The organism is Amycolatopsis sp. lyj-90, assembly GCF_046549035.1.
GTDB lineage: Bacteria > Actinomycetota > Actinomycetes > Mycobacteriales > Pseudonocardiaceae > Amycolatopsis.
The window spans coordinates 204169-214673 of record NZ_JAJPWP010000002.1; the positions used below are offsets into that span (position 1 = coordinate 204169).

Annotated in this window: 11 protein-coding genes; 5 read left to right on the forward strand and 6 right to left on the reverse strand. The window is 68.3% G+C overall.

Going from position 1 to position 10505, the window contains the following annotated elements:
• Positions 1 to 156: 156 nt before the first annotated feature.
• The gene (locus ACLJPX_RS06740) at positions 157 to 1806 is read left to right on the forward strand and encodes a glutamate--tRNA ligase (protein WP_410599248.1); all 1650 of its coding nucleotides are present in this window, start codon (positions 157 to 159) and stop codon (positions 1804 to 1806) included.
• Positions 1807 to 1917: 111 nt separating this feature from the next.
• On the forward strand, positions 1918 to 2142 hold the full coding sequence (locus ACLJPX_RS06745) for a hypothetical protein (protein ID WP_410599249.1): 225 nt from the start codon (positions 1918 to 1920) through the stop codon (positions 2140 to 2142).
• Between the two features lie 18 nt (positions 2143 to 2160).
• Here ACLJPX_RS06745 and ACLJPX_RS06750 read toward each other — a convergent pair whose 3' ends face one another.
• The 5 genes from ACLJPX_RS06750 to ACLJPX_RS06770 all read right to left on the reverse strand — a co-directional run bounded on the left by ACLJPX_RS06750 (position 2161) and on the right by ACLJPX_RS06770 (position 5840).
• Positions 2161 to 2394 carry a hypothetical protein gene (locus ACLJPX_RS06750; RefSeq protein ID WP_410599250.1) on the reverse strand — a complete coding sequence of 78 codons (234 nt, stop codon included), beginning with the start codon at positions 2392 to 2394 and terminating at the stop codon, positions 2161 to 2163.
• 36 nt (positions 2395 to 2430) lie between these two features.
• Positions 2431 to 3684 carry a sodium:proton exchanger gene (locus ACLJPX_RS06755; RefSeq protein ID WP_410599251.1) on the reverse strand — a complete coding sequence of 418 codons (1254 nt, stop codon included), beginning with the start codon at positions 3682 to 3684 and terminating at the stop codon, positions 2431 to 2433.
• Between the two features lie 314 nt (positions 3685 to 3998).
• Positions 3999 to 4295: a hypothetical protein gene (locus tag ACLJPX_RS06760; protein WP_101608877.1), complete on the reverse strand. Its 297-nt coding sequence runs from the start codon at positions 4293 to 4295 to the stop codon at positions 3999 to 4001.
• 186 nt (positions 4296 to 4481) lie between these two features.
• On the reverse strand, positions 4482 to 5114 hold the full coding sequence (locus ACLJPX_RS06765) for a hypothetical protein (RefSeq protein WP_410599252.1): 633 nt from the start codon (positions 5112 to 5114) through the stop codon (positions 4482 to 4484).
• Positions 5115 to 5207: 93 nt separating this feature from the next.
• Positions 5208 to 5840, reverse strand: a complete 633-nt coding sequence (locus tag ACLJPX_RS06770; RefSeq protein WP_410599253.1) for a TetR/AcrR family transcriptional regulator — start codon at positions 5838 to 5840, stop codon at positions 5208 to 5210.
• Between the two features lie 133 nt (positions 5841 to 5973).
• On the opposite strand from ACLJPX_RS06770, the gene ACLJPX_RS06775 reads away from it, so the two are divergent.
• From ACLJPX_RS06775 to ACLJPX_RS06785, 3 genes are all read left to right on the forward strand, one after another.
• The gene (locus tag ACLJPX_RS06775) at positions 5974 to 6618 is read left to right on the forward strand and encodes an SRPBCC family protein (protein WP_410599254.1); all 645 of its coding nucleotides are present in this window, start codon (positions 5974 to 5976) and stop codon (positions 6616 to 6618) included.
• Positions 6619 to 6657: 39 nt separating this feature from the next.
• Positions 6658 to 7023, forward strand: coding sequence for a hypothetical protein (locus ACLJPX_RS06780; RefSeq protein ID WP_410599255.1), 366 nt, complete (start codon positions 6658 to 6660; stop codon positions 7021 to 7023).
• A 109-nt stretch (positions 7024 to 7132) separates the two neighbouring features.
• Positions 7133 to 9049, forward strand: a complete 1917-nt coding sequence (locus tag ACLJPX_RS06785) for an ArnT family glycosyltransferase (protein ID WP_410599256.1) — start codon at positions 7133 to 7135, stop codon at positions 9047 to 9049.
• 430 nt (positions 9050 to 9479) lie between these two features.
• On the opposite strand, the gene ACLJPX_RS06790 is transcribed toward ACLJPX_RS06785, so the two are convergent.
• Positions 9480 to 10454 carry an ABC transporter substrate-binding protein gene (locus tag ACLJPX_RS06790; RefSeq protein WP_101608883.1) on the reverse strand — a complete coding sequence of 325 codons (975 nt, stop codon included), beginning with the start codon at positions 10452 to 10454 and terminating at the stop codon, positions 9480 to 9482.
• Between the last annotated feature and the right edge of the window lie 51 nt (positions 10455 to 10505).

Consider the following 10505-nt stretch of genomic DNA (forward strand, 5'->3'; position numbering starts at 1 on the left):
GCCCATTTTACCGGGACGCACCGACGGAAAAGCACGTCTCGATTCGGCTTCCCCACCACTTCGAGACCCACCCTCACCAGGCCGGGAGACCGAACGGTTAGGCTCTTCGGTGGCGAAAACAGCCATGCACCACGACGCCGGGAGATCTGAACCGCCATGCTGGACCGAGCAGTCATCGACGCCCTCTTCCCCGCCGACCTGCCCGAGCCCGAGCACTGGGAACAGCGTTACCCCGCCCGCGAGCTTCCCGAGGGCGCCCGGGTCACCCGTTTCGGCCCCTCGCCGACCGGATTCGTGCACATCGGCGGCGTCTACGTCGCCACCATCGACCAGGACGTCGCCCGCCGCAGCGATGGCCGCTACCTGGTCCGGGTCGAGGACACCGACCGGTCCCGCGAGGTCGAAGGCGCCATCGAGCAGTTCGAACGCGGCTTCGCCTACTTCGGCCTCGCCGCCGACGAGGACATCCACCGCGGCGGCGACTACGGCCCGTACCAGCAGTCCGAGCGCGAGCAGATCTACCTGACCTACGTCCGTCACCTGCTCCGCGCCGGCCGCGCGTACCTCGACTTCGCCACCAAGGAAGAGCTGGCCGCGATCACCGCGCGGCAGCAGGCGACGAAGCTGCCGACCGGTTACTACGGCTCGTGGGCCATCTGGCGCGACGCCGAGCCCGCCGACGTCCAGGCCAAGCTCGACGCCGGTGACCCGTACGTCGTGCGATTCCGCGCCCCGGACGACACCGGCGCCCGTGCCCGGTTCACCGACGCCATCCGCGGCCCGCTCGAGGCCGAGGCCAACCGCAACGACGTCGTCATCCTCAAGAGCTCCGACCAGAGCCCCCGGCTGCCGACCTACCACTTCGCGCACGCCGTCGACGACCACCTCATGCGCGTCAACCTGGTCATCCGCGGCGACGAGTGGATCTCGTCGGTGCCGACGCACCAGCAGTTGTTCGACGCGCTCGGCTTCGAGCCGATCACCTACGCGCACATCGCGCCGCTGATGAAGCAGGAGGGCGGCAGCAAGCGCAAGCTGTCGAAGCGCAAGGACCCGGAAGCGAGCGTCGACTTCTACATCGAGTCCGGCTACCCCACCAAGGCCGTCCTCTACTACCTGCGCGGCCTCGCGAACGGCCGTCTCGCCGAAATGCCGCTCGACCAGGCCCTGTCCGAGCCGATCAACCTGGACGAATGCGGTGTCGCCGGTCCGCTGGTCGACCTGGTCAAACTCGACGACATCTCGGCCGACCACATCGCCACGCTGTCCGGCCCCGAGATCCTCGAAGAGGTCCGTGCCTGGGCGGAGCGGTTCGACCCCGCGCTGCGGACCGTCCTCGACGCCGAGCCCGACCTCGCGATCCGGGCGCTCGCCGTCGAACGTGACGGGGCCGAGAACCCGCGCAAGGACCTGAAGAAGTGGAGCGAGTTCCGCGCCGTCTACGGCTTCTTCTTCCCGCAGCTGCACGCCGCCGTCGAGAGCCCCGACGACGAGCGGATCACCGCCCTCGGCGTCGACCGCGACGTCGTCCAGGCCGTGGTGCGCGACTTCGTCGGGAACTACCAGCAGCTCGACGACGGCCAGGAGTGGTTCCAGCAGATCCGCGACGTGGCCGCGAAGCACGGTTTCGCGAAGAACGCCAAGGAACTCAAGAAGAACCCCGAGGGCTTCCCCGGCTCCATCCGCGAGGCTTCGCAGATCATCCGGATCGCGATCACGGGCTCGACCCGGAGCCCGGACCTGCACTCGATCACCCAGGCGCTGGGGCGCGAGGAGACGCTGAGCCGGTTCGCCGGTCTCGAGTGACTCGTGAGTGGTAAGGACGGTTCTAACCGTCCTTACCACTCACGAGGGGGTGAAACGCGCGGGGCCTGACAGACGACTTACCCAGTACGCAAGTACGGAAAGTTGTGGTCCATGAGCACTGATCGCGTTGTCCAGCTGCGCTGGGAGTCCCGGCACGTGGCCGCCGACGACCGCGCGGCACTGTCGTATCCCGGGATCTCCGTGGTCCGCAGCCAGCGCGGCGAGGTCGTCGACCGGACCTGGTTACCGGTCGGCGAAGAACCCACCTTCGCCGACGACGAAGTCCTGATCGCCGTCCTGCGCGACGCGTGGCGCTGGACGAGGACGGCCGCTTAGGCGCGGGCTACGTCCGGCTCACTCGTCGCCCGACTTGTACCGGCGCCGGAGTTCTTCTTCCTGCTCACGCGGCGACTTCTCCACCCATCGCCCGTGGACCAGGTCGTTTTCCGTGTAGTCCGCGCGCCGCGAGGCCCAGCCCGGGAGCATGATCTTGCGGGTCCCGCCTCGCCCCCGATCACGCAGATCGGTGACCACGGCGACGCCGATCACCAGAACGAGTATCCCGAGCCCTACCCAGATGCCGACCATGTCCGCTCCCCCGCAGATCAGTCAGTTTCCACCAGGTTAGCGTCGAACGGCCCGCGGGCGGGCATCCTTTTCCCGTTCCCCCGCGCCCGCGTCCTCTCCGGGTGTCCGGCGGAACGGCGCCGCCAGGGTCGGCAGGAGGTGGCGGCGGTTGCGGATCAGGGCGGCGAGCGCGATGACCGCGTAGACCCCGCACAGGAGGTAGCGCGCGGTCTGGCCCGGCAGCGCGAACTGCACCGCGAACAGGCCGAGCAGGGTCCAGGCGGCCCAGCGAGGGAAACGCAACGCGAGCAGGGCGGCGACGCCGAGCAGGGTCTGGGTGGCGGTGAGGAGGAATTCCTCGATCTGACGGGCGTCCAGGTGCAGCGCGCTTCCTCCGCCGCCGAGGACGTAGGCGATCGGAAGGCTGCCCACCAGCAGCGTCCATTGGTTGACCTTGCTGGAGATCAGCGTGCCGATCGCCGCGTCACCCTTGCCGCGCAACGCGAAGAGGATCGCCACGATGAACTCCGGCGCCTCCGACGCCAGCGGCGCGAGCCATTGCACGAGCAGGAACCGGTCGATGCCCAGTTCGGTCCCGACGGAGATCAGGTTGTGCGCGAAAGGTTCCGCGCTCGCGAGGATCACGACGGCCGCGAACACGAACAACGCCGTCACCAGGATCCGGCGAGGTCGCTTGGCCAGGCCGCCGAGGGTCGCGGCCGGGCCGACCAGCTCCGGTTCGCCGGGTTCGGCGCGGGAGACCTTCCACAGGTAGAACACGAAGAAACCGAGCAGCGCGAAGCCGAGGACCAGCGAGATCTGCCCGGTCCCCGGGATGACGAACGCGACGATCGAAGCGATCGCGAGGAACCCGAGTTCGATCCGGTACGGCGAATCGAGGACCAGTTCCCGGACCGTGGCACCGCCGCGTTTCTTGGCGACGGCGAGCGCGATCAGCACGACGGTCGACCAGCCGAGGCCGAGCAGCAGCCGGTTGGAGCCGGTCATGTTCGCCGCGGCGTAGGCGACGTATTCGGGATTCGAGCCCGCCGTGTAGGCGAAATACAGGTCGATCGCGTACTCGGGAAGCACCGCGATGACGGCCAGGACGGCGATCGCGAGCCCGCCGGAGATGTCCACCTGCGCGGCCTCCGCGGCCCAGGCGAGGAGGAACGACGCCGCGACGACGGCCAGCCCGAACAGCAGCAGACCGGCCACCGCACCCGGTTCGGCGCCGGAGAACCGCAGGACGAGCGCGGGCGCGGTCAGCACGGCGCACAGGCCGATCGGCCTCAGTCGTTTGACGATCACGAACCGAGATTCCCGTCGGCCACCGGGTTACCACAACCGTTTCCCTTTTCGCCGCCCCGGCTAGAATCCCCTTGTGGGGCAAGGAAAAAGGAAGATCGTCATGCCGAAACCCGGACGTCGTCCCGCCGGAGTATCCGGGCCTTCCTGCTCCGACGTCACCCGTCCGCGACAGCGGCGGCAGGCGGTGCCGCGCTGCCGAACCGGCGGCGCACCGGTGGTCCTGGCGGAAAGTGCGCCTGATCACACCGTGAGGACGCGGACATGACGGATCCCCGGTATCCGCGAGTCGCGGATACCGGGGAGACCGGGGGCGGTCAGCCCCGGGCGTTCGGGTCGATCACGCCGCCCGCCAGTCCGGTGGCGGCGTCACCGAAGGCGCCGGTGGAGTCGACGACGCCCTGACCGGCCGCGGTGGCCGAGTCGACGGCGCCCTGACCCGCGGCGGTGGCGCCCTCGGCGAGCCCCTGGCCGGTCTCGGCCAGGTCGCCGGCGGACTGGGTGGCCTGGTCGGCGGCACCGGAAAGGTCGACGCCGGTCAGTTCGCTGACCTTGTCGCCCGCGCCACCCAGCAGTTCGGCGGCCTTCTCCTTCAGCGAGTCGAACAGGCTCATCAGGGGTACTCCTCGGATCGGTCGTGCGGAGGCGGCTGAAAGTTCACAGTACAGGACAAATCGGTCACACCGTGCAACGGGGCAGCTAACCGTCCACAAGGGACGATGCACCCGAGGAGGACCGACGACGTACCGCCGCACGATCGAATAGGGCCTCACCTGGCATTTCAGGGGGGATCGGTGCGCTCAGAGACAGGGCGGCCGGTAGCGATCGATCGCCAGGCCGCGGAAATCGAGTTCGTTCGGGGTCTTGCCGACGAAGACCAGACCTCGCGCTTCGGTCAGGGCCGAGGCAAAGGAGTACGTGGGCTTGCCCAGCTCAGGCAGTGTCGTCCACGCGTCGGACGCGAAGCTGAAGAACTTTTTCACGAGCTTCCCGCCCGTCGACGGCACCTTCGTGAGCCACTTGTCGCCGCCGCTCCAGTGCGAGGCGGGGCGGAGCTGGACGTAAAGGTCGTCGGTCGCGCTGTAGGTCATCCAGAATCCGGCGGATTTCGAAAGATCTGCCTGCGCCTCGAACTGATTCCCCAGCCAGACGACCACGACGTGCCATTCGGCGTTGAGGAACGCCACCTTGGCCGCGTAGCCACCGCGCTCGCGGACGAGCAGGCTGCCGGTCGACGGAACCGTGGTGCCCTCACCGGACGCGAGCCACTGCTGCAACCGGTCGATCGACGGGGTCGCGCACTCGCAGCCGTGCCGCGGCGGATGCCCGCCGGACGCGTTCGCGACGGCGCCGGGGCCGGCCAACGAGAGCAGAAGCGCCGACGCGACAACCGCGAGCGTCCGGCCGAAAGGAACCCTGGATCCTCCGCGCATGCCCCGGAAGTTAGCACAGCGATCACCGAAAACGTTCACACAGCGGGAAAGCGGTCCGGGATGCACCGCTCAGCGGAAACCGTCCTTTGTGGACTACTCATGAGCGACGAGGGCGTCCAGCTCGGCGGCGAAGAGCACGCCGGGATCGAACCCCATGCCGTCGAAGTGACCGGCGAGTTCGAGGGACAGGACGCCGTGGAGCCGGGTCCAGAACGTCATGGCACGACGGAGGACCGCGGACGGCACCGACGGGTCGCCCGCCCACTCGCGATGGTCTTCGAGGTGGACGTCGAACGGCGTCGGCCGCCTCTCCTCGGTACACGCGGAGTGGACGTCGAGGAGCACGGCCATGATCTCGTTCGAGATCTTCGTGGTGTCGCCGGGCGCGCGATAGCCGGGGATGGGCGTGCCGTAGACGAACAGGTATCGCTGCGGGTCCGCCAGCGCCCACTCCCTGATGGCGTGGGCGACTTCGGCCACGCCTCCCGACCCGGCGGCGGCTTGGACGACATCGGCGAGGCTCCGGTAGGCGTCGCGGACGAGGTCCGTGATCAGGTCGTCGCGACTGGCGAAGTACCGGTACAGCGCCGGGCCGCTCATGCCCACGTGCTTCGCGATCGCGTTGAGGGACAGCGCGGACACGCCCGTCGTGGCCAGCTGCTCCCATGCGTACTGCTTGATCTCCACGCGCACCTGGGTCCGGTAGCGCTCACGTGAGGTCTTCATCGGCCACTCCCTCCGAGCTCGTCGCCGCGTCTAGTTAGAGGTTATCACTTTTCCTATTGACACTCACACCGAGTGGTTATAGCTTCTAACTATCGCAAGCGACACTAACCAGTCCCGGACAAGGAGCAAAACCATGACGGACACCCGGCCCGCCCCGAAGACCCGCCGCCGCATCGCCGCCCGTACGGCCGTGCTCGCCCTCCCGCTGGCCATCGGACTCCTGGGCGGCGCCGTCACCCCCGCCCAGGCGGCCACCCCGGCCTCCCCCGCGCCGCTGTCGTGCCAGGGCAAGACCATCGACACGAAGGCACCGATCCACTACCGCACCGAAGCCTTGATCAAGGCTCCCCTGAGCAAGATCTGGCGGCTGCAGACCGATGTCGAGCGCTGGCCGTCCTGGCAGGAGCCGGTGCTGAGCAACGAGCGCCTCGACTGGGGCCCGCTCCGGAAGAACTCCCGGTTTCGCTGGACCACCCCGGCGCCGGCCACCGCCACGACGCCCGCCACCACGCTGTCGATCACCTCGACCGTCCACCAGCTCCAGCGCGGCAAGTGCATCCGCTGGAGCGGGCCCGCGGTCGGCGAAGGCCTGAGTATCGACAACGGCATCCACGTCTGGAACTTCACCGAGGTCAAGGGCGGCGTGCTCGTCCGCACCGAGGAGAACTGGTCCGGTGCCCAGGTCGAGGCCGACGTCCCCACCTCGACCCAGTTCCTCGGCTGGGGCCTCGAAGCCTGGATGAAGGACCTGAAAGCCGCCGCCGAATCCCACTGCTGACCACACCCGAAGCCGACCCGGAACCCCTAGGAGAAAACGATGTCCACGCAGACCCTCGACCGTGAAACCACCGTTCGCCGCGCCCCGCGCGCCGTCATCATCTCGGCCTGGGCCGTCCCGATCATGGTCCTCGGCCAGTTCGCGATGATCGCCATCGTCCCGGTCGCCCTCGTCCTGATCGGCACCCTGCGCGACGCCCGCCTCAAGGCGCTCCGCTGGGGCGCGATCGCCCTCACCGCCGCCTACGTCACACCCTTGGCCCTCTGGGCGATCGGCCCCGAACGCGCGCAGAGCCTCTCCAAGGACATGCATCCGGTGTTCGCCGCGATCATCGTCGGCGTGGGCGTCGCCTTCGCGGTCGCCTTTCACGTCCTGCGCCGGAAATCCCGCACCGAGGCCGTCTGATCACCCTCATCCGAAGAACGCCACGAGCCCTCAGCTCGTGGCCTTTTTCGCAGGCTTTGTGGTTAGCTATGCCTTACCTAACTAACTCCAGGTAAGGGTTCGACCACACATGAGCACTTCCCTTTCCCCTTCCGTGGACACTCCGGCAGAAGTCCCCGCCCGTTCTCCCGGCAGAGCGCATCGGCTCGCCTTGGCCGCGATCCTTCTCGTCACCACCGCTTGGTACGGCTGGGGGATCTGGGAACTCGGCTACGGCTATCCGTATTACAGCGCCGCTGTCGACTCGATGTCCGGCAGCTGGACCGGTTTCCTCTTCGGCTCGGTGGATCCGCTCGGCGTGGTGACGGTGGACAAGCCACCGATGGGACTGTGGGTCCAGGTGCTTTCCGTGCAGGTACTGGGTTTCCACGGCTGGGCGCTGATACTGCCGCAGGTGCTCGAGGGCGTGGCGACGATCTGGGTGCTGTTCCTGACCGTCCGGCGCTGGCAGGGTGAACGGGTCGCGCTGCTCGCCGCCGCGCTGTTCGCCTGCACGCCGATCGTCGTCGCGGTGATCCGCGACAACATGCCGGATCCGTTGCTGTTCCTGCTTCTGGTGAGCGCGGCCTACGCGGCGACGCGGGCGATCGACGACTCCGGACGCGAACGCCGCTGGATGCTGCTGGCCGCGGTGTTCCTCGGCTGCGCGTTCACCACGAAGATGGTCCAGGCGTGGCTCGTCCTGCCCGCCTTGGCCTTGGCCTACCTGGTCGGCTCGTCGTCGGGCGTCCGCGCGAAGGCACTGACGACCGCTTTGGCCACCGGGGTCCTCGCCGTCACGTCGTTCTGGTGGGTCGTGGTGGTGGACCTGTGGCCGAGCCCGAAGCCGTACATCGGCAGCAGCGCCGACGGCTCCGCCCGCGATCTCGTCTTCGGGTACAACGGCTTGGGCCGGATCGTCGGCCAGGACTTCGCCGCGGCGGCCAGCTACGCCGAGGAGCACGGGAAGTCCTTCTACCAGAGCGATCCCGGGCCGGGAAGGCTGCTGGGGACGTCGCTGGGCGGCCAGGCGGGCTGGCTGTTACCGCTCGCGCTGGCGGCGGTGCTGGCGGCCGTCGTCCTGGTGGTCCTCGGCAAGCGGCCGCCGCGCCGGACGGTGGCGGGATGGGTGCTCTGGGGCGGCTGGCTGCTCGTGTGCGTGGCCGTGTTCAGCTTCATGCGCGGAATCTGGCTGCTGTACTACACCGCGGAACTCGCGCCCGCGATCGCCGCGCTGTCCGCGGCGGCCCTGGCCACGCTGTGGCGGCAGTATCGGGCGGAGGGACGCTGGTGGCCGTTGCTGCCCACGGTCGTCGCCGCTCTCGGCTTCTGGGCCTGGCTCCTGGTGAACCGGGCGCCGGAATGGAACGGCTGGACGGGGATCGTCGTGGCCGCCGCGACGGCACTGGCTGTCGGCCTCCTCGTCCTCGGCAAGCTCGGACCGCGCCGCGTCGCCCTTCCCGGGTTCGCGATCGGGCTCGTGGCGATCTCGGCCGCGCCGGTGGTCTGGTCGACGGCGACGAGCATCGGCTACTCCGCCGGTTTGCCCATGCTCCCGGCCGCCGGTCCGGTCTCCCTGCAGACGGACTACCTCGAACCCGCCGTCCGCGACGACCTGAGGGGGCTCCTCGGCGGCTGGGGCGCCCGTGACTACCGGGCTTCGGCCGGGACTCTCGACGAAACCGGCAAGGCACTTCTCGGTTATGTGGAACGAGAGTCGGGTGACACGCGGGTGACCCTCGCGGTCGAAACCGCCGACACCGCCGCGCCGTTCATCATGGCGACCGACCGGGCGGTGATCGGCATGGCGGGCTTCACCAACCGCGACCCGGCACCGGCGCCGGACCGGTTGCGGGAGTGGATCGAACGCGGCGAAGTCGCCCACGTTCTGCTTCTGCCGGAGGAAAAGGGCCAGTACGAGTTCGTGCGGACGACGTGTGTCGCCGTGCCGCCCGCGGCGTACGGCGCCGAGGAAGGGCCGGGAGACCTTTACCGCTGCCGCCGATGAAAACTCGTGAGTGGTAAGGACGGTTCTAAGCCGAAGGGGTCTTAGGTACCTGCTGTTTGTGGCAGCAGTTGGTCGCAGGTCCGTGAAGGCCTCCTTGCCTACCCTGAAGGTAGTGAAGGAGGCCTTCACACCTTCCCCGAGTACATGAAGGCCCCCTTCCTGTACCTAGGCGCAAGGAAGGGGGCCTTCATGTACCGCAGAGGAGAGCCAGGGCGACAGTGGCGTGGTGGGTCGAGTCGTTGCGAGGGCCGCGCCAGCCAGCCCGGGTGTCGCGAAAGCCACTTTCGGGACATCAGACGTCGCGAAAGTGGCTTTCGCGACACGACCGCTGGGCATCACGAACTCGCGAACACTCGCACGCAGAATCCAGCAGGCACCGAAGGCACCCCTTGGTTCTAACCGTCCTTACCACTCACGAGGCCCAAGCGGCTCAGAACTCCTTGAGGATCTTTTCGATCTCGTCCTGGAAGGACATCGCGGCCTTGTAGTGGAGCGCGTAGAAGTTGCCGGTCGGCAGGGACTTGCCCGCCTTGACCGCGCGCAAACCCTGGTACGCGGGCAGATCGATGATCTGCTGGGTGTCCGCGCCCGCCTTGCCCTGGTAGTCGGCCTGGTACAGGATCACGTCGGCTTCGTTGAGCTTGTCCAGGTTCTCGGTCGAGAACTCCGGGGTGTTCTCCTTCGGGTCGGTGATGCCGGCCCGCGCGAACTGGACGCCGAGGTCCTTGAGGATCGTGCCGCCCCAGGATTCGTCCAGGTTCAGGTACCACTTGCCGCCGCCGCCGTTGATCAGCGCGAACTTGACCTTGGACAGCTTGTCCGCGTAGGTGCTGCGGATCTGGGCGGCGCGGTCCTCGTACTGCTTCTTGAGCGCTTCGGCCTCGGGCTTCTTGCCGACCGCGTCGGCGGCCTGGATGACCCACTGCGGCCACGCGACACCGGGTTCGCCCGCGGCGCCGCCGAGGATCGCCGTCGGCGCGAGCTTCTGGTAGTCCTCGATCTTGTGCTTCTCCAGGGAGAGGAACTTGTTGCCGAGGATCAGATCCGGTCCCTGCGCGCCGACCTGCTCGATGTCGATCTCCATCGAGCCGCCGACCTTGGGCGCCTTGGCGTACTCGTCGGCGTAGGCCGGGAACACCGCGAAACTGTCGGTGTAGCCGGACGCCGTGGCCTTGGGGTGCACCCCGACGTCCAGTAGCCCGAAGTAGGTGTACTGGTCGAGCGCGACCACCGATTTCGGCTGGACCGGGATCTGCACCTGACCGCTCGGGGTGTCGAACGGCCTGGTCGCGCCGGCACTGCCGGCGCTGTCGTCGGTCGAGCCGCAGGCGGCGGTGCCCAGAGCCAGTGCGGCCGCCGAAACCACGGCGACCGTCGTACGCCACTTCTGGAACTGCGTCCTCACGACGCCTACCTCTCTGTCAAGCGAACATTAGCCCGATTAGGGCAGGCTATC

Bases quoted from the DNA above. Each gene is read 5' to 3' on its own strand.
- ACLJPX_RS06740 (WP_410599248.1), top strand. From the start codon at position 157: ATGCTGGACCGAGCAGTCATCGACGCCCTCTTCCCCGCCGACCTGCCC.
- ACLJPX_RS06745 (WP_410599249.1), top strand. From the start codon at position 1,918: ATGAGCACTGATCGCGTTGTCCAGCTGCGCTGGGAGTCCCGGCACGTG.
- ACLJPX_RS06750 (WP_410599250.1), bottom strand. From the start codon at position 2,394: ATGGTCGGCATCTGGGTAGGGCTCGGGATACTCGTTCTGGTGATCGGC.
- ACLJPX_RS06760 (WP_101608877.1), bottom strand. From the start codon at position 4,295: ATGAGCCTGTTCGACTCGCTGAAGGAGAAGGCCGCCGAACTGCTGGGT.
- ACLJPX_RS06765 (WP_410599252.1), bottom strand. From the start codon at position 5,114: ATGCGCGGAGGATCCAGGGTTCCTTTCGGCCGGACGCTCGCGGTTGTC.
- ACLJPX_RS06770 (WP_410599253.1), bottom strand. From the start codon at position 5,840: ATGAAGACCTCACGTGAGCGCTACCGGACCCAGGTGCGCGTGGAGATC.
- ACLJPX_RS06775 (WP_410599254.1), top strand. From the start codon at position 5,974: ATGACGGACACCCGGCCCGCCCCGAAGACCCGCCGCCGCATCGCCGCC.
- ACLJPX_RS06780 (WP_410599255.1), top strand. From the start codon at position 6,658: ATGTCCACGCAGACCCTCGACCGTGAAACCACCGTTCGCCGCGCCCCG.
- ACLJPX_RS06785 (WP_410599256.1), top strand. From the start codon at position 7,133: ATGAGCACTTCCCTTTCCCCTTCCGTGGACACTCCGGCAGAAGTCCCC.